The organism is Streptomyces colonosanans (genome assembly GCF_001866645.1).
In the GTDB taxonomy this organism is placed as follows: Bacteria; Actinomycetota; Actinomycetes; order Streptomycetales; family Streptomycetaceae; genus Streptomyces; species Streptomyces colonosanans.
Genome location: NZ_MLYP01000002.1, coordinates 15,741 through 32,573, shown reverse-complemented (window position 1 = coordinate 32,573; position 16,833 = coordinate 15,741). Strand labels below are relative to the sequence as shown.

The 16,833-nt window shown below is 70.0% G+C and carries 12 protein-coding genes and 1 tRNA gene; 6 read left to right on the top strand and 7 right to left on the bottom strand.

All coding sequences use genetic code 11. From position 1 onward, the window contains the following. Positions 1–163: 163 nt before the first annotated feature. From BIV24_RS00225 to BIV24_RS00210, 4 genes are all read right to left on the bottom strand, one after another. Complete coding sequence (locus BIV24_RS00225; protein ID WP_071364026.1) at positions 164–1,138, bottom strand: ribose-phosphate diphosphokinase; 975 nt, start codon at positions 1,136–1,138, stop codon at positions 164–166. Between the two features lie 144 nt (positions 1,139–1,282). After that, positions 1,283–2,731 carry a bifunctional UDP-N-acetylglucosamine diphosphorylase/glucosamine-1-phosphate N-acetyltransferase GlmU gene (glmU, locus tag BIV24_RS00220; protein WP_071364137.1) on the bottom strand — a complete coding sequence of 483 codons (1,449 nt, stop codon included), beginning with the start codon at positions 2,729–2,731 and terminating at the stop codon, positions 1,283–1,285. A 122-nt stretch (positions 2,732–2,853) separates the two neighbouring features. Next, positions 2,854–2,929, bottom strand: a tRNA-Gln gene (locus BIV24_RS00215). 14 nt (positions 2,930–2,943) lie between these two features. Next, positions 2,944–3,804 carry a helix-turn-helix domain-containing protein gene (locus tag BIV24_RS00210; RefSeq protein ID WP_071364025.1) on the bottom strand — a complete coding sequence of 287 codons (861 nt, stop codon included), beginning with the start codon at positions 3,802–3,804 and terminating at the stop codon, positions 2,944–2,946. 166 nt (positions 3,805–3,970) lie between these two features. On the opposite strand from BIV24_RS00210, the gene BIV24_RS00205 reads away from it, so the two are divergent. Next, positions 3,971–5,290, top strand: a complete 1,320-nt coding sequence (locus tag BIV24_RS00205; protein ID WP_071364024.1) for a sensor histidine kinase — start codon at positions 3,971–3,973, stop codon at positions 5,288–5,290. Between the two features lie 15 nt (positions 5,291–5,305). Here BIV24_RS00205 and BIV24_RS00200 read toward each other — a convergent pair whose 3' ends face one another. Both BIV24_RS00200 and BIV24_RS00195 read right to left on the bottom strand, forming a co-directional pair. Beyond that, positions 5,306–5,830 carry an SUKH-3 domain-containing protein gene (locus BIV24_RS00200; protein WP_071364023.1) on the bottom strand — a complete coding sequence of 175 codons (525 nt, stop codon included), beginning with the start codon at positions 5,828–5,830 and terminating at the stop codon, positions 5,306–5,308. Positions 5,831–5,900: 70 nt separating this feature from the next. Next, positions 5,901–6,401 carry a YwqJ-related putative deaminase gene (locus BIV24_RS00195; protein ID WP_071364022.1) on the bottom strand — a complete coding sequence of 167 codons (501 nt, stop codon included), beginning with the start codon at positions 6,399–6,401 and terminating at the stop codon, positions 5,901–5,903. Between the two features lie 263 nt (positions 6,402–6,664). On the opposite strand from BIV24_RS00195, the gene BIV24_RS00190 reads away from it, so the two are divergent. The 3 genes from BIV24_RS00190 (at position 6,665) to BIV24_RS00180 (ending at position 11,447) form a co-directional block, all read left to right on the top strand. Further along, positions 6,665–7,684, top strand: coding sequence for an SMI1/KNR4 family protein (locus BIV24_RS00190; protein ID WP_079167915.1), 1,020 nt, complete (start codon positions 6,665–6,667; stop codon positions 7,682–7,684). Between the two features lie 8 nt (positions 7,685–7,692). Continuing rightward, entirely contained in the window at positions 7,693–10,338 is a 2,646-nt protein-coding gene (locus tag BIV24_RS31065) for an SUKH-4 family immunity protein (RefSeq protein WP_079167914.1), read from the top strand. 224 nt (positions 10,339–10,562) lie between these two features. Beyond that, positions 10,563–11,447, top strand: coding sequence for a DivIVA domain-containing protein (locus BIV24_RS00180; protein WP_071364136.1), 885 nt, complete (start codon positions 10,563–10,565; stop codon positions 11,445–11,447). 30 nt (positions 11,448–11,477) lie between these two features. Here the strand turns inward: BIV24_RS00180 and BIV24_RS00175 are convergent, their stop codons facing one another. Continuing rightward, positions 11,478–12,971, bottom strand: coding sequence for an MFS transporter (locus BIV24_RS00175; RefSeq protein WP_071364019.1), 1,494 nt, complete (start codon positions 12,969–12,971; stop codon positions 11,478–11,480). 475 nt (positions 12,972–13,446) lie between these two features. Between BIV24_RS00175 and BIV24_RS00170 the strand changes: the two genes are divergently transcribed. Together BIV24_RS00170 and BIV24_RS00165 are read left to right on the top strand one after the other, a co-directional pair. Further along, complete coding sequence (locus tag BIV24_RS00170; RefSeq protein WP_071364018.1) at positions 13,447–14,235, top strand: ABC transporter ATP-binding protein; 789 nt, start codon at positions 13,447–13,449, stop codon at positions 14,233–14,235. Then, on the top strand, positions 14,232–16,811 hold the full coding sequence (locus BIV24_RS00165; protein WP_071364017.1) for an ABC transporter permease: 2,580 nt from the start codon (positions 14,232–14,234) through the stop codon (positions 16,809–16,811). Before BIV24_RS00170 ends, BIV24_RS00165 begins: the two co-directional genes overlap by 4 nt. Positions 16,812–16,833 lie beyond the last annotated feature (22 nt).

Genomic DNA, 16,833 nt, shown 5'->3' with positions numbered 1-16,833 from the left:
TGGACGGGTCACCCGGCCACGAACGGCCTGCTACGAAGAGCGCGTCGATTACGGACCGCCGTACCGCAATGAGTACGGCCTCCCTCGCCGAGCAACTGCCACAGTCTACTCGGAGGGGGAGGCCGCACCCAAAACGATCTCCGCCGGCTCTACCGGCTCATCCTCACTGCTCGTCGAAGAGGCTCGTCACCGAACCGTCCTCGAACACCTCACGCACCGCCCGCGCGATCGTCGGCGCGATCGACAGCACCGTGACCTTGTCCAGTTCCAGCTCACCCGGGGTCGGCAGCGTGTTCGTGAAGACGAACTCGCCCACCTTCGAGTTCTTCAGACGGTCGGCCGCCGGACCCGACAACACACCGTGCGTGGCGGTGACGATGACGTCCTCCGCGCCATGCGCGAACAGCGCGTCCGCCGCGGCGCAGATCGTGCCGCCCGTGTCGACCATGTCGTCGACCAGGACGCACACCCGGCCCTTCACCTCACCCACGACCTCGTGCACCGTGACCTGGTTGGCGACGTCCTTGTCACGACGCTTGTGCACGATCGCCAGCGGCGCACCCAGACGGTCGCACCAGCGGTCGGCGACCCGCACCCGGCCCGCGTCCGGCGAGACGATGGTCAGCTTCTTGCGGTCCACCTTCGCGCCCACGTAGTCCGCCAGCAGCGGCAGCGCGAACAGGTGGTCCACCGGCCCGTCGAAGAAGCCCTGGATCTGGTCCGTGTGCAGATCCACCGTGAGGATGCGGTCCGCACCGGCCGTCTTCATCAGGTCCGCGATCAGACGCGCCGAGATCGGTTCACGCCCACGGTGCTTCTTGTCCTGCCGCGCGTAACCGTAGAAGGGCACGATCACGGTGATGGAACGAGCCGACGCACGCTTCAACGCGTCGATCATGATCAACTGCTCCATGATCCACTTGTTGATCGGAGCCGTGTGGCTCTGGATCAGGAAGCAGTCCGCACCGCGTACCGACTCCTGGTACCGGATGTAGATCTCACCGTTGGCGAAATCGAAGGCCTTCGTCGGGACGACCCCGACACCCAACTGCTGGGCGACCTCCTCGGCAAGCTCGGGGTGGGCACGGCCGGAGAAGAACATCATCTTCTTCGCGCCGGTCGTCTTGATCCCGGTCACAGCACTGTCTCCTCAGAGGTGTTTCAGCTGGGTGTCCAGAGGCCGTATCAGCCGCTTCGGCTGGATGTGAGCGGCCGTGTCAGCTGGTGGGGGTGCGGGTGTGCACTTATCACGGTACGCCGTATCAGGCGCACCTGTTTCCGGTCAGCCTTGGTCTTCCGGCTCCCGGGAGGTAGCCTCGGCCGCCTTCGCGGCCGCGCTCCCCGGACGCTTACGGGCCACCCAGCCCTCGATATTCCGCTGCTGACCACGGGCCACGGCCAGCGAACCGGGCGGCACATCCTTCGTGATCACGGAACCCGCGGCGGTGTAGGCGCCATCGCCGATCGTGACAGGAGCCACAAACATGTTGTCCGAACCGGTACGGCAGTGAGACCCCACCGTCGTGTGGTGTTTGTCCTGTCCGTCATAGTTCACGAAGACACTTGCCGCACCGATGTTCGTGTACGCGCCGATCGTCGCGTCGCCCACATACGACAGGTGCGGCACCTTCGTGCCCTCCCCGACCGCGGCGTTCTTCGTCTCCACGAACGTCCCGACCTTCGACTTGAGGCCGAGGCGCGTACCCGGACGGAGATAGGCGAACGGACCGACGCTGGCCTGCGGACCCACCACGGCACCATCGGAGACCGTGTTGTCCACACGCGCCCCCGCACCCACCCGGGTGTCCTTCAGTCGCGAATGGGGACCGACCTCGGCACCCTCCTCGAGGTGAGTGGCACCCAGCAGCTGCGTGCCGGGCTGCACGATCGCGTCCCGCTCGAAAGTGACCGTCACATCCACCCACGTGGTGGCGGGATCGACGATCGTGACCCCCGCGAGCATGGCCTCGGTCAGGAGCCGGTCGTTCAGGATGCGGCGCGCCTCGGCGAGCTGGACACGGTTGTTGATGCCGGCGATCTCCCGGTGGTCGCCCGCGACGGACGCGCCGACCCGGTGCCCCGCCTCGCGCAGGATCCCGAGGACGTCGGTGAGGTACTCCTCACCCTGGCTGTTGTCGGTGCGGACCTTCTTCAAGGCGTCGGCGAGAAGCTGCCCGTCGAAGGCGAACACCCCGGAGTTGATCTCCTTGATCGCCCGCTGGCCCTCGTCGGCGTCCTTGTGCTCGACGATGGCGGTCACGGCGCCGGTGGCGTCGTCGCGGACGATACGGCCGTAGCCGGTGGCGTCCGGGACCTCGGCGGTGAGCACGGTGACGGCGTTGCCGTCCTCGGCGTGGGTGGCAGCGAGCCGCCGGAGCGTTTCGCCGGCGAGCAGCGGGGTGTCACCGCACACGACGACGACGGTCCCGTCGATGGACCCGCCCAGCTCCTCCAGGGCCATCCGGACGGCGTGGCCGGTCCCCTTCTGCTCGGCCTGGACGGCGGTGCGTACGCCGGGCTCGACACGGGTGAGGTGCTCGGTGACCTTCTCCCGGGCGTGGCCCACGACGACGACCAGGTTCTCGGGCTCCAACTCGCCTGCGGCGGCGAGTACATGCCCGACCAGGGAGCGGCCGCAGATCTCGTGCAGGACCTTGGGTGTGGCCGACTTCATACGGGTGCCCTCACCCGCTGCGAGAACGACGACGGCTGCCGGGCGATTGGCGCTCACGGGGATGCCCTTCGGCTTCTGGGGTGGGGTGGACATCCGCAGGATACCGGGGCGTTCCTTGGGCGACATGAGAGCGGGCCCTGACGGTGGGGTCAGGGCCCGAACTGAGGTCTTGTGTGCTGTGGCTCCCCCGCAAGGATTCGAACCTTGTCCTGCTGGTACCAAAAACCAGTGTGCTGCCAGTTACACCACGGGGGACAGCGCTTCAGACCTTACCGGAGACGTGCCTGCGCTTGGGTCACGATTCCCTTCCACCAGCCCTCGATGCGGTTATACAGATCAGCGCTTCTCGCCACGCAGATGACCAGACAGCCGTGATAGTCGTCGCCGGTGTTCTTGCGTACGGTCTTCGGGTTGTGCTTCTTGAGCGTCGGTTTCGCGAAGACGGAGACGTCGACGTCGGCGATGCCGGCCCAGTAACCATGCGCCGCCTTCACGTCCGCGGATTCGTGGATGAGTACTCGGAAGCTCAGGCGTTCCCGGTCGACATCGAGCAGGTCGAGCCAGGCGAGGTAGGTCTCGATCACACCTGGGTCGCTGTTGACGAAGACCACCCGTTCACGCCGGTCGTACGGCTTGCTCTTCGATCCCTCTGCCCAGTACAGGGCAACCCCTGCCATGAACAGCTCGCGGTCTGCCAGCTCCCCGATCTCTCGGTGTACTGCGAGCTTGGTCTTCTTGCGCTCCTCGTTCTCTGCGGCGCGACGCTTTGCCAGTCCCTCCCGCATGAGGGCTTGCTGCTCCTCTGGCGTGTAGCGCGGCTCTGGCCTTGGAAGATCCCGCACCCACAGCGACACCGAGCTCCGGGAGCACCCCAGCTCCGCCTCGATCTGGTCGTACGTCCAGCCCTGGAGTCGTAGCTCCCGGGCCCTCGCTCGCAGGTCGTCCTTGGCACGCGGGCGTTTTGTCCACTCCGGTGGTGGTTCACCCTTCACCAGCTGGTTGAGGATGTCGTTGTTGTAGATCTTCAGCTCGTCGCGGATCTGCCGAAGGCTGTAGCCGCCGCGCCGTAGCCTCACCGCTCGTTCTCTGAGCCCCTCGAAGTCCGCGTACTTGCCCTGTGCGTGTGCCATGGGCATAACCTCGGGCGGAATCCGGGCTTCCAGGGTCGAACGGTGTGCGGTTCAGCAGTTCGAGGGATACCGGATGGTTTCGCTTCTGTTCGATTACGGAGTGTGGTGTGACGCGGCAGTCGGAACTCGCCGGAAATCCCCCGCCCGGCGCCCGTAGGCTGGGGGCATGACCACGACGGGGGAAGTCCACATCGGGGCCAGGGGCGGGCCCTGGTGGTGGGGGCGGTGGCGCAGTGCCGTACTCGATATCTCGCTCGCTGCGGTGTCCGCCCTGGAGTGTGCGCTCGAGGGGATCCAGTTCTCGCGGGACGCCGGGCTGCCCGTGCCCGTCGGGACGGTGTTCGGCCTGATCGCGGGGGCCGCGCTGGTGCTGCGGCGGCGCTGGCCGATCGCGGTGGTGCTCGTCTCCATCGCCGTCACGCCCGCCCAGATGGGCTTCCTGATGGGTGTCGTCGGGCTGTACACGCTCGCCGCCTCCGAACTGCCCCGGCGGATCATCGGCGCGCTCGCGGGCATGTCGTTCGTGGGGATGTTCATCGTGACGTACGTGCGGGCCTATCAGGGGCTGGTGCGCGGGGATCTGGCGATCGCCGGTGGGTTCATTCCGTTCCTGTCCGTCACCACGGCTCTCGGTATGACCGCTCCTCCGGTGCTGCTCGGGCTGTATGTCGGCGCGCGGCGGCGGCTGATGGAGAGCCTGCGGGAGCGGGCCGATTCGCTGGAGCGGGAGTTGATGCTGCTTGCCGAGCGTGCCGAGGAGCGCGCGGAGTGGGCGCGGAGCGAGGAGCGGACGCGGATCGCGCGGGAGATGCATGACGTCGTCGCCCATCGGGTGAGTCTGATGGTCGTGCATGCCGCGGCGTTGCAGGCCGTCGCCCGCAAGGATCCGGAGAAGGCCGTCAAGAACGCCGCTCTGGTGGGGGACATGGGGCGGCAGGCTCTGACCGAGTTGCGCGAGATGCTCGGGGTGCTGCGTAGCGGTGAGGGGAGTGTGGGGCGGTCCGCGCAGTCGGCCGCGCCGCTCGCTGCCGTGGGGGCGGCTGCCGTGGTGTCCGTTTCGGCGGTTGCCGACGATGCCGCTGAGGGGCCCTGCCTTGCGGAGCTGGAGGAGTTGGTCGGGCAGTCGGCGGCGGCCGGGATGGTGGTGCGTCTGTCGGTGGAGGGGGAGGTGCGTGTGTATGCGCGTGAGGTCGAGCAGACGGCGTACCGGGTGGTGCAGGAGGCGCTGACCAACGTGCACAAGCATGCGGGCGGTGCGAAGACGCATGTGCGGTTGGCGCATCGTTCTGCGGAGATCGCGATGCAGGTGGAGAACGAGCCGCCGCCGGAGCCGGGTTCGGCGAAGGCCGTCGGGTTGCCCAGTGGGGGCAATGGCCTGCTGGGGATGAGGGAGCGGGTCGGTGCGCTGGGTGGGGTCTTTGTGTCGGGGCCGACGGATGCGGGTGGTTTCCGGGTGTCGGCGGTGATTCCGGCCGAGCGCGTCTGACGGCTTTCGGCGCTGTTATCCCGCTGTCAGCCGGACCGGTTCGATGCCTGCGAGCAGTGTGGTGAGGCCGTGGTCGATGTCGGGGCCGAGGTACCAGTCTCCGGTGTGGTCGAGGGCGTAGACGCGGCCTTCGGTGTCGATGGCGAGCAGGGTGCGGCTGTCGGGTTCCGTGCCGAGGGGGCAGACCTCGGTGTCAAGGGCGCGGCCGAGGTCGCCGAGGGTGCGGGCCAGGTGGAGGCCGTGCAGGGGGTCGAGGTGGAGGGTGGCGGCGGCGAGTTGGCGGCCGGGGCCTTGTGCGGTGATGCGGAGGCCGCCGAATTCCGCCCAGGCTTCGACGGCTGCGGGGAACACGGTGTGCCGGTGGCCGGCGGGGGATTCGTGGTCGCGCAGGGTGTCGGCCCAGATTTCCGCCTGCTGCATGTCCCAGCGGCCGGGTTGCCAGCCGGCGGCGCGCAGTGCGGCGTCCACGGCTGCGGAGAAGCGTGTGGGGGGTGCTCCCTGCTCGGAGAGCTTGGGGGAGGTGGAGCGGTCGGCGTGCATCTGCCCTTCGTTCGTCGAGTGTCATGGGGTGGCGTGGGCGCCGTCGTGCGGGTGGGGCCGGTGTGGGGTGTCAGTTCGGTGCGGTGGGGTCGACGATGCATACGCCGAAGTGGTCGCTCAGCGCGGTGCAGGCACGGCAGGGAGTGGCGAAGCTGCCGTGCAGCGGGTCACCGTCCTCGCGGATGTGGCGGGCGGTGAGTTTGGCGTGTTTGAGGGCTTTGCGTCCCTCGCCGTTGGTCATCGGTTTGCGCGAGGCGCGTTTGCTGCGGGTGGCGTCCACGGCGGCGATGTGGCGGGAGATGAGGATGGCCTCGGCACAGCGGCCGGTGTAGCGGTCGCGCTGGCTGCTGGTGAGGGTGTCGAGGAAGTCCTGGACGAGTGGGTGCAGGGCGGGTGGCTGGTCGCCGCGGGCGGCGGTTCCGGTGAGGGTGGTGCCGCGGACGGAGAGGGCGGCGGCGACAGTGGGGAGTATGCCGTCGCGGCGGTGGCGGAGCGTGGGGGCGGGGGTGGCGTCGGCGGCGCTCCAGCCGATACGCGGGTCTCCGGTGGTGTCTGTCTGTGTCGCGTTCATGATCGCTTTCCCCTCCCTTGCATCCCCCCGGCGGGACACAGACTGCCAAATGCCGTGGCCGGTGCGGAAGCTGGGGCGCTGTGACACGCCGGTGCTCGGCGTTCTGTCACGGTGAGGTGACGGCTGGTAACGGAGTCGGTGGTTCGATGGGCGGTGGGGGGCCGGAGGCCCGGTGACCGGTGTCGTCGTACCGCATAGGCTGTCGACGTCCGCGATTCGCATCGCCGTACAGGCCAGACAGAACGCCGCAGGGGGCAACCGCCATGACGACAGGTCGGCTCGGGCTCGGGGCACCTCCCGGCCGCCAGGCCGGGGGACAAGCCGCGCCGCCGAATGCGGCCTACGCCGGGCAGGTCGTGTACTTTCCTGACCCGGTTCGGGCTGCTCGCCACCCGAGAGGGGTGCGGGTGGACGAGTACGGCTACCCCGACTTCTCGCCGTATGCGCGTGCGGCCGCGCAGATCGCGGAGCCGCCGGAGGGTTTCGGCGTGGACGAGCTGCGGTTGACGGACTATGTGTCGGCGAACGCGGCACTGGCGGCGTCGGGGCACGATCTGTGGGACACGATTCCGGCGGTGGCGACTCCGCACGGCTGGACCTGGCATCACGTGGCCGGGATGCGTCGCCTCGAGTTGGTTCCGGTCGAGGTGAAGGCGTTGCTCCGGCACCACGGCGGGGTTGCGACGGCGCTGGTCGATCAGGGCAAGCGGGGGACGCGGCCGTTGCAGGAGACGCGGCCCGTGCACTTCGGGTTGCCGAAGTCGTCGGTGGCGGTGACGGAGCAGCAGGTGCAGGGGGTCGAGGAGGACCTGGGGTACCGGTTGCCGGGTGCCTATCGGTCGTTCCTGAAGGCGGCGGGTGGCTGTGCGCCGGTGGGCGCCGCGCTCGACGCGGAGTTGGGGTTGCTGATCGATCAGCCGTTCTTCACGGTGCGTGATGAGGCGGCGGTCAATGACCTGGTGTATGTGAACAAGTGCCTGCGGGATCATCTGACCAAGGACTACCTGGGTGTCGGTTTCGTGCAGGGTGGTCTGCTGGCCATCAAGGTGAAGGGGGACCGGATCGGTTCGGTCTGGTTCTGTGCGTATGACGACGCGCGTGATGTCGATGCGTCGTTGCCGCCGGCCGAGCGTGTGGAGCGGCTGTTGCTGCCGTGCGGTGACGATTTCGACCAGTTCCTGTCCCGGCTCGCGGGTCATCCGCCGGAGTTGGAGACCGTGGCGAGCCTGATGGTGGACGGCGGGTTCGCGCGTGCGGTGCCCGTGTCGTCGGTGGGGGAGTGAGGTCGGCGATGGTGACGTTCGCGCAGGCGCAGGAGCGCGCCGAAGAGTGGATCAACGCAGATGTGCCGGCGTACCAGCATCGTGAGGTGCGGGTGCGGGAGTTCGGCCTCGGGTTCGTGGTGTGGGCGGAGGACCGGGGCGAGAGGCCTCGGTCGGACGGGGGTGCGCAGCGGCTGGTCATCGCCCGGGACAGCGGGGAGGCGACGCTGTGGCCGGGATTGCCGGTGGGTGAGGTGATCCGCCGGTACGAGGAGGAGTACGGGGTGCAGGACGCGGCGGCGCAGTCGGCGCCGGCGCCCGCGGCCCGGGTGGACCTGAACCAGACGTCGTTCCTGTTGAGCCCGCCGGAGTGGCTCCAGGAGGAGGCGGACAAGAGGGGTATTCCGGATCGCCGGCAGGGTGGCGGGTCGTCGTCCGGAGCGTCGGACGGTGCCGGTTCCCGTCCGGTGGCCGCGCCGGCTGCTGCGTCTGCTCCGGCTTCCGGGCCGGCCGCGGAGGGTGAACGTCCGGCGTCGGGTACGCCGTGGCCTGCCGCCGAGGGCGGTGACGAGGTGCGGGGCGGGGCCGCCGGGGCGACGCCGTGGGCGGGGACCGACACCAACGCCGAGGCGGGTGAGGACCGTTCGGTGCCGCTGCCGGCGACCGTGTTCGCGCCGCCGCTGAGTGATGCCGACGGTGACACGCCGCCGCCCGCGTCCACACCGGATGCGAAGACCGCGCTGATGGCGGGCGGCAGCCGGCTGCCGCGCACGGCGGTGGCTCCCGCGCTGGGCGAGCGGGGGGTGCCGGAGACTCCGCCGCCGGGTGCGCCGGGTACGCCCCCTCCGGGTGCTCCGCAGGCTCCCGGGGCGCCCGAATCGTCTCAACCGTCGGCCGGTTCGCCTGCGCCCGCGCGGCCGTTGGCGCCGAACGCCGGGGACATCGCCGACGTCGCGACCAGCAAGGCGGCGCCGCCGCGGAGTGGGCATGCCGGTGGTGTGCCGCATCCGCCGGGTGCCCCTGGCGCGCCGGGCGCGCAGCCGGGTGCCACGCCTTCGCCGGGCGCTCCGGCGGGCGGTTATGTGCCCACGCAGTTCGTCTCGCAGGCCGGCCCGGACGGTCCCGAGGGTGTGACGGGTCCGGGTGCGCCTGCGCCGGGTGCGCCGAACCCGCCGGGTGGTACGCCTTCGGGCGGTGTGCACCATGCGGCGACGATGTTTGCGGATCCGAGTCGTCTCGGGCCGGGCGCTTCGGCTGCTCCTGGTGGTCCTGGTACGCCTCCTCCTCCGGGCCCGCCCGGAGCTCCGGGCCAGCCGGGCACGCCTGCGCCGGGTGCGCCGAACCCGCCGGGTGGTACGCCTTCGGGCGGTGTGCACCATGCGGCGACGATGCTCGCGGATCCGGGCCGACCCGGATCGGGCCCTTCGGCTCCCCCTGGCGTTCCTGGTGCTCCTGGTGCGCCGCAGCCTCCCGGTGCCCCGGGCGTGCCTCCGAACGCTCCGGGAGGTCCCGGTGGTCCGGGTTCCCCCGCCGCTCCCGGCGCCCCCGGTGGCGTACATCACGCCGCGACCATGCTGGCCGGGCCGCCGGCCGGTGGTCCGGGCATGCCTCCGCCGCCTCCGGGTGCTCCCGGTATGTCGGCCGGTGGTCCGCATCCCGTGCCGGGCGGGCAGCCGTCCTACGGCTATCCGCAGTCCGGCCTGCCGACGGTCGGCCCCGGCTACCAGGCCGTGCTGCGCTACCGTGCGCAGGACGGTTCCGAGCAGCAGCTGATCCGGCGTTCGGCGCCGGGCACCCCGCACCCGGAGTGGCAGATCTTCCACGAGCTGCGTGCGATGAACGTTCCGCCGGACCAGGTGCTGGAACTGCACACGGAGCTGGAGTCGTGCGAGCTGCCGGGGGCCTACTGTGCGCGGATGATCCGGGAGAACTGGCCGCAGGCGCGGATCACCAGCATCGCCCCGTACGGCACCGACCATGCCTCGCGCCAGCAAGGTATGCAGCAACTACTTGCGCATCAGGGTGAGTTGCACCAGGTGGCGGACGGTCCGGCGCGTCCGGGTCCGGTGCGCGCCCCGTTGCCGCCGGTGCAGCCCGCTCCGCCGGTCCCGCCGGAGGGTATCGGGCAGGAGCTGGCCGGTTCCTTCGGGCCGGGGGTCTTCCGGTTCGACCAGGCCGCGGTCTCCCGGCAGGGCGTGCCGCCTATCGTGGCGCACACCCTGGTGGTGGCCGGACTGCCTTTCGACATGGGTCCGTTCTTCTGGGCGCAGGCCCAGCCGGGCCGCCCGGTGCCGACACTGGCCGAACTGGCGCAGGAGCGCGGGGTGCAGCCGGCCCCGGACGCGGGCTCGTACCTCGTCATGGGCAGCGACTTCGGCAAGGCGATCTGTGTGCAGTACGGCACGGCGAACATCGTCGCGGTTCCCGTGGAGGCGGGGCCGGGCGGTGCTGCCGTACCGCCGCAGTTCGTGAACACGGGCCTGCCCGAGTTCGTGCGCTGTCTGGCGCTGCTCGGCCGGATGTGGCGGCTGCGGTACGGGCTCAACCAGGAGCAGGCGGGCCGCTGGACGGTCGATTTCCAGGCCCAGCTCGCCACCCTCGACCCGGCGGCGCTCGGCTCCCCGGAGAACTGGTGGTCGGTGCTGCTGGAGCAGATGTGGGACGGATTGTTGTGACCCGTTCCTGACGCGTCCTGACGTGGTGTCAAGGGCCGGGCCGGTCGTGCGAATTCGTGCGACCGCCCGGCCTTTGTGCGTGCAGGGCGGCCCATGTGCCTTTGGTGTCCGGCTTCATCCACCGATTGCGTGCGGAGTGTCGTGTTATGAGCACGTCCGCCCGATCCATCAAGATGTGCGCGAAATCATCGATCAGTGTCAGTCAGGTGGAGAGGGGTTCCACGATGAGTAGCGCATCGGAGCCGCCGCACGGCTTCGCGTCCATGCGGCGTGGTTACCGTCCCGAGCAGGTCGACGCGTACATCGCGGCCCTCTCGTGGGACCGCGACGCCGCCTGGGAGCGGGCCGCCCGGCTGACCGTGCTGGCCAAGGAGATGGAGGCCGATCTGGCGTTGCTGCGCGAGACGGTGGCGCGGCTGCCCCGGCAGACGTACGAGTGCCTCGGTGACCGGGCGCAGCGGGTGTTCTGCCTGGTGCAGGAGGAGGCCGCGGCCGTACGGGAGGACGCGCGGCAGGAGGCGTGGCGTCTGGTCACCGAGGCGGAGGAGGAGGGCCGGCGGGTGCGGGAGGCCGCGCAGGCGTACGCCGACGAGGTGCGTGGCGAGGCCGAGGAGCGGATCCGTGTCCGGCTGCTGGCAGCCCGGGCCGAGGCCGATGACGTACGGATCGGGGCGCGGCGCGAGGTGAAGAAGGGGCGTGGGGAGGCGTTGACCGCGCTGCGAGAGGTGCGGCAGCGCACCGAGGGGCTGCTCGCCGAGCAGGAGCGGGAGCGGGCCGAGCGCCTTGAGCGCGAGGAGCGTGCGCTGGTCGAACGGGTGGCGGCGTCGGACGCGTCGGGGGCGGAGCGGGTGGCGCAGGCCAAGGCCGCCCTGTCTCAGGCGAAGGGGGCGCTCGCCGAGACGAAGGAGTTGGCCCGGCGGATCCAGCGGGACGCCCAGGCGCGCGCCGCTGAGGTGATCGCCGAGGCGCGGGTGCGGGAGGACCGCATGGCCCGGGAGACGGAACGGGTGTTGCGGGACCATGGCGAGCAATGGGACTGCGTACAGGCCCAGATGGACCATGTGCGCCACAGCCTCGCCACCCTCACGGGCCGGGCCCCGGTGGAGTAGTAGCCGCCGCCCCGTGCGCTGTTCGCGCGGTCAGTCCTCGAGTACCGGGAAGCGGCGGGGTGCCAGCAGGAGCAGGAGCACGAACGCGAGTGCGGCCGCGCAGGACGCGCCCAGGTAGACCGCGTGGACCGCGGATGCGATCGCCCTGCGGGTCGCCTCAGGCGTGGTGCCGGCGTCCAGTCCCCGCGTCACCGCGTCCAGGTCGCCCGCGCCGCCCAGCCGGGACGTCAGGACGCCGTTGGCGATCGCACCGAACACCGATGCCCCGACGGTCTGGCCCGTCTGGCGGCAGAACAGGACGGACGCCGTCGTCGTGCCGCGCTCCGCCCAGCCGACCGTCGACTGCACGCCCACGATCAGAGGGAGCTGGAAGAGGCCCAGCGCACCGCCGAGCAGCAGCATCAGGAGGGCCGGCTGCCAGGGGGATCCGGGGTAGGGCAGGAAGGGGAAGGCCAGCAGGATCAGGGCCGCGAGCCCGATGCCCAGCATCGCGGTGTCGCGGAAGCCGATGCGCCGGTACACGTGCTGGCTCAGCGCCGCGGACACCGGCCAGCTCAACGTCCATACGGAGAGCACGAATCCGGCCGCGACCGGGGGAAGGCCCAGGACCGCCTGGGCGTAGGTCGGCAGGAAGACCGATGGCGCCACCATCAGCAACCCCAGTGCGCCGAGCGCCAGGTTGACCGCGGCGATCGTACGGCGCCGCCACACCCACCCGGGGATGATCGGGTCCGCCGCCCGGCGTTCGACCGCCACCACCACCGCGACCAGCGCGAGTCCCGCAGCGAACAGCGCCAGGGAGGGCGCCGACAGCCACGGCCAGGCCACTCCGCCCTGCACCAGAGCTGTCAGCAGCACGCCCCCGCAGGCGAACACCGCGAGCGCGCCCGCCCAGTCGATGCGGGGGCGGGGGCGCGCCTCGCGGCGGGGCTCGTGCAGATGACGCACGATCAGCCACAGGGCGACCGCGCCGATCGGCAGGTTGATGAGGAAGATCCACCGCCAGTCCGCGTAGGCGGCCAGTACCCCGCCGACCGCCGGGCCCGCGACCGCGGACACCGCCCACACCGTGGACAGCTTGGACTGGATCTTCGGTCGTTCCTTCAGGGGATAGAGGTCGGCGGCGAGCGTCTGCACCGTTCCCTGGAGGGCGCCGCCGCCCAGGCCCTGCACGATGCGGAAGGCGATCAGCGCGGTCATGTTCCAGGCGGCCGCGCACAGCAGTGAGCCGAGCAGGAAGACGGCCGCGCCCGCGATCAGGACCGGTTTGCGGCCCAGGGTGTCGGAGAGCTTGCCGTAGACGGGCAGGGTCACCGTGACGGCCAGCAGATAGCCCGAGAACAGCCAGGAGAAGACGGAGAAGCCGCCGAGGTCGCCGACGATCTGCGGTACGGCCGTCGACACGATCGTCGAGTCGAGCGCGGCCAATGCCATCGCGAGCATCAGCGCGGCGACGACGGCGCCGCGCCGGCCCGCTCCGGTGTGCCGTTCCGTCTTGTGTATCGCAGGTTGGGTGCTGCCCACCGGATGCCCTCCCCTTTGCGTGTGTACGTCGCACGCAATTTTCGCACTCGACCGTGGCGGGACGGGAGAGTTGACCTTCACGCGACGGGAGAGTTGACCTTGACGCGACGGGAGGGTGGAGCCTGACTGCGTCGATGGGTGGAGCCGTCCCTGAGAAGGGCTCCACCCATCGGTGGACTGCCCCTAGGGGTAAGTCCCCACTGGGTCTGGGGGAGGGTTCGTACCGGCGGAGGACGAGAGGCCATGGGGGTCGTCCTTAACCTGGCTTTACGCCGCTGGGGGGCGGTCGGCGCGCACGGGGGTCGTGCCGGCCGCATGGGGAGGGGTGGGGTTTTCCCCAGTGGAGGACGGGGCCGGGCACCAGCGCGCCGGGGCCCTCTCCGGCACCAGACTGATTGCCGAATCCGAATCCGGCACGCACCGACGTGGTGCGTCTCTGCGCGTTCCACTATCTGATCGACATAGGAGACATGACATGACATCGGCCGTGACCATTCCCAGGCACGGGGGCACTGGAGAGCGTACGGCCGTTGCCGCGCGAGCGCGGCAGGTCGTCAAGGCGTACGGAGCCGGGGAGACCCGCGTCGTCGCCCTCGACCACGTCGACGTGGACATCGCCCGCGGCCAGTTCACCGCGATCATGGGCCCCTCGGGGTCCGGCAAGTCCACGCTGATGCACTGCCTCGCCGGGCTCGACACCGTGACGGGCGGTCAGATCTTCCTCGACGAGACCGAGATCACCGGTCTGAAGGACAAGAAGCTCACGCAGCTGCGCCGGGACCGGATCGGCTTCATCTTCCAGGCGTTCAACCTGCTGCCGACGCTGAACGCGATCGAGAACATCACGCTGCCCATGGACATCGCCGGGCGCAAGCCGGACGGGGCATGGCTGGAGCGGGTGGTGGAGACCGTGGGGCTCGCCGGGCGGCTCAAGCACCGGCCGAACCAGCTGTCCGGCGGCCAGCAGCAGCGCGTGGCCGTGGCCCGGGCACTGGCCGCCCGGCCCGAGATCATCTTCGGTGACGAGCCGACCGGAAACCTGGACTCCCGCGCGGGCTCCGAGGTCCTCGGCTTCCTGCGCCGCTCGGTCGACGAGCTGGGCCAGACCATCGTGATGGTCACGCACGACCCGGTGGCCGCCTCCTACGCGGACCGGGTGCTGTACCTCGCCGACGGCCGGATCGTCGACGAGATGCACCAGCCCACCGCGGACCAGGTCCTGGACCGGATGAAGGACTTCGACGCCCGGGGGCGCACGTCATGACCGTCCTGAAGACCTCCCTGCGCAACTTCTTCGCGCACAAGGGACGCATGGCGCTGTCCGCCGTCGCGGTCCTGCTGTCGGTGGCGTTCGTGTGCGGCACGCTCGTGTTCACCGACACGATGAACACGACGTTCGACAACCTCTTCCAGGCGACGTCCTCGGATGTGACGGTCAGCAGCAAGGACTCGACCGACAACGGAGAGACCACCTCCCGCACCGGCAAGCCGCCGGTCCTGCCGGCCTCCGTGCTCGGCGAGGTACGCAAGGCCGAGGGTGTGAAGTCGGCCGAGGGGACGGTGTTCTCCACCTCGGTGACCGTCGTCGACGCCAAGTTGGACAAGCTGTCGCCCAGCAGTGGCGCCCCGACCATCGTCGGCGGCTGGAACAGCAACGACGCCCGCACCATGAAGATCACCTCCGGTGGGGCGCCCAAGGGCCCCGATCAGGTCATGGTCGACGCGGACACCGTCGACAAGCACCACCTGAAGCTGGGTGACGAGATCAGCATGATCACCGTGGTCGGCACGCACCGCGCCCACGTGTCCGGCATCGCCGACTTCACCGTCACCAACCCCGGCGCTGCGATCTTCTACCTGGACACGAAGACCGCCCAGCAGACCCTGGTCGGGCAGACCGGCGTGTACACGAACGTCAACGTCACCGCCGCCCAGGGTGTCACCGACGACCAGCTGAAGAAGAACGTGACCGCCGCGGTCGGCCATGGCTACAAGGTGCAGACCGCCAAGGAGGTCGCCGACGCCAACCAGAAGGAACTCCAGAGCTTCCTGGACGTCATGAAGTACGCGATGCTCGGCTTCGCCGGGATCGCCTTCCTCGTCGGCATCTTCCTGATCGTCAACACCTTCTCGATGCTGGTCGCCCAGCGCACCCGGGAGATCGGCCTCATGCGGGCCGTCGGCTCCTCCCGCAGGCAGGTCAACCAGTCCGTGCTCATCGAGGCGCTGCTGCTCGGCGTGGTGGGTTCCGTGCTCGGTGTGGGAGCGGGCGTCGGCATCGCGGTCGGCCTGATGAAGCTCATGGGCAACATGGGCATGCACCTGTCCACCGACGATCTGACCGTCGCCTGGACCACCCCGGTGATCGGCCTGGTCCTCGGCGTGGTCGTCACCGTCCTCGCCGCCTACCTGCCCGCCCGGCGGGCCGGGAAGATCTCCCCGATGGCCGCGCTGCGCGACGCGGGCACCCCGGCCGACGTCAAGGCCGGTGTCGTACGCGCCGTGATCGGCCTGCTCCTCACCGGTGCCGGCGGCGCGAGCCTGTACGTGGCCGCCACCGCGGACGCGGCCAAGGGCGGCTCGGCCTGGCTGGGCCTGGGAGTGGTGCTGACCCTGATCGGCTTCGTCGTCATCGGCCCGCTGCTCGCCGGCGGCATGGTCCGCGTCCTCGGCGCGATCATGCTGCGCGTCTTCGGGCCGGTCGGACGGATGGCCGAGCGCAACGCCCTGCGCAACCCGCGCCGCACCGGTGCCACCGGCGCCGCGCTGATGATCGGCCTCGCCCTGGTGGCCTGCCTGTCGGTGGTCGGCTCCTCCATGGTCGCCTCCGCCACCGACCAGCTCGACAAGACCGTCGGCACGGACTTCATCATCGACAGCGGCCGCACCGGGATCATCACCCCGCAGGCGGTCAAGGCCGTGAAGTCCGTGCCGGAGCTGGCCCGGGTCACCGAGTACAGGCTGGTGGACGTGTCCCTGACCACCCCGGACGGCCGCGTCCCGGACAACAAGGTGATCAACGCGGCCGACCCGACCTTCGCGCAGGACCTGCGCACCAAGACGGTCTCCGGCAGCCTCGCCGACGCCTACAAGCCCGACTCGATGTCCGTCTCCGAGGGCTTCGCCAAGGACCACGGCATCAAGCTCGGCTCCGCCGTCACGGTGAACTTCAAGGACGGTACGACGGGCAAGCTGACCGTCCGCGCCATCACCAGCGACGAAGTCGTCATCGACAAGGGCGCGATGTACGCCTCGATCGCCACGGTGGCCAAGTACGTGCCCGCCGCCAAGATGCCGAAGGACCTGATGGTCTTCGCCATGGCCAAGGACGGGCAGCAGGACGCCGCCTACAAGGCGCTCAAGTCCGCGCTGCACAAGTACCCCGACTACACCGTGCGCGACCAGACCGACTACAAGAAGGCGCTGAAGGACCAGATCGGCCAGATGCTGAACATGATCTACGGCCTGCTGGCGCTCGCGATCATCGTGGCGGTCCTCGGTGTGGTGAACACGCTGGCCCTGTCGGTGGTCGAGCGGACCCGTGAGATCGGCCTGATGCGGGCCATCGGCCTCTCCCGCAGGCAGCTGCGCCGCATGATCCGCCTGGAGTCCGTGGTGATCGCCGTCTTCGGTGCCCTGCTGGGCCTGGGCCTGGGCATCGGCTGGGGCGCGGCCGCGCAGAAGCTCCTCGCCCTGCAGGGGCTGAAGGTCCTGGAGATCCCCTGGCCGACGATCACCTACGTCTTCATCGGCTCGGCCTTCGTGGGCCTGTTCGCCGCTCTGGTCCCGGCGTTCCGGGCGGGCCGCATGAACGTACTGAACGCGATCGCGACGGACTGACACGGGCCGGCGAGTACGACGG

Excerpts from the sequence above, each read along its gene's own strand:
- BIV24_RS00210 (WP_071364025.1), bottom strand. The coding sequence starts at position 3,804 with ATGGCACACGCACAGGGCAAGTACGCGGACTTCGAGGGGCTCAGAGAA.
- BIV24_RS00205 (WP_071364024.1), top strand. The coding sequence starts at position 3,971 with ATGACCACGACGGGGGAAGTCCACATCGGGGCCAGGGGCGGGCCCTGG.
- BIV24_RS00200 (WP_071364023.1), bottom strand. The coding sequence starts at position 5,830 with ATGCACGCCGACCGCTCCACCTCCCCCAAGCTCTCCGAGCAGGGAGCA.
- BIV24_RS00195 (WP_071364022.1), bottom strand. The coding sequence starts at position 6,401 with ATGAACGCGACACAGACAGACACCACCGGAGACCCGCGTATCGGCTGG.
- BIV24_RS00190 (WP_079167915.1), top strand. The coding sequence starts at position 6,665 with ATGACGACAGGTCGGCTCGGGCTCGGGGCACCTCCCGGCCGCCAGGCC.
- BIV24_RS31065 (WP_079167914.1), top strand. The coding sequence starts at position 7,693 with ATGGTGACGTTCGCGCAGGCGCAGGAGCGCGCCGAAGAGTGGATCAAC.
- BIV24_RS00180 (WP_071364136.1), top strand. The coding sequence starts at position 10,563 with ATGAGTAGCGCATCGGAGCCGCCGCACGGCTTCGCGTCCATGCGGCGT.
- BIV24_RS00170 (WP_071364018.1), top strand. The coding sequence starts at position 13,447 with ATGACATCGGCCGTGACCATTCCCAGGCACGGGGGCACTGGAGAGCGT.
- BIV24_RS00165 (WP_071364017.1), top strand. The coding sequence starts at position 14,232 with ATGACCGTCCTGAAGACCTCCCTGCGCAACTTCTTCGCGCACAAGGGA.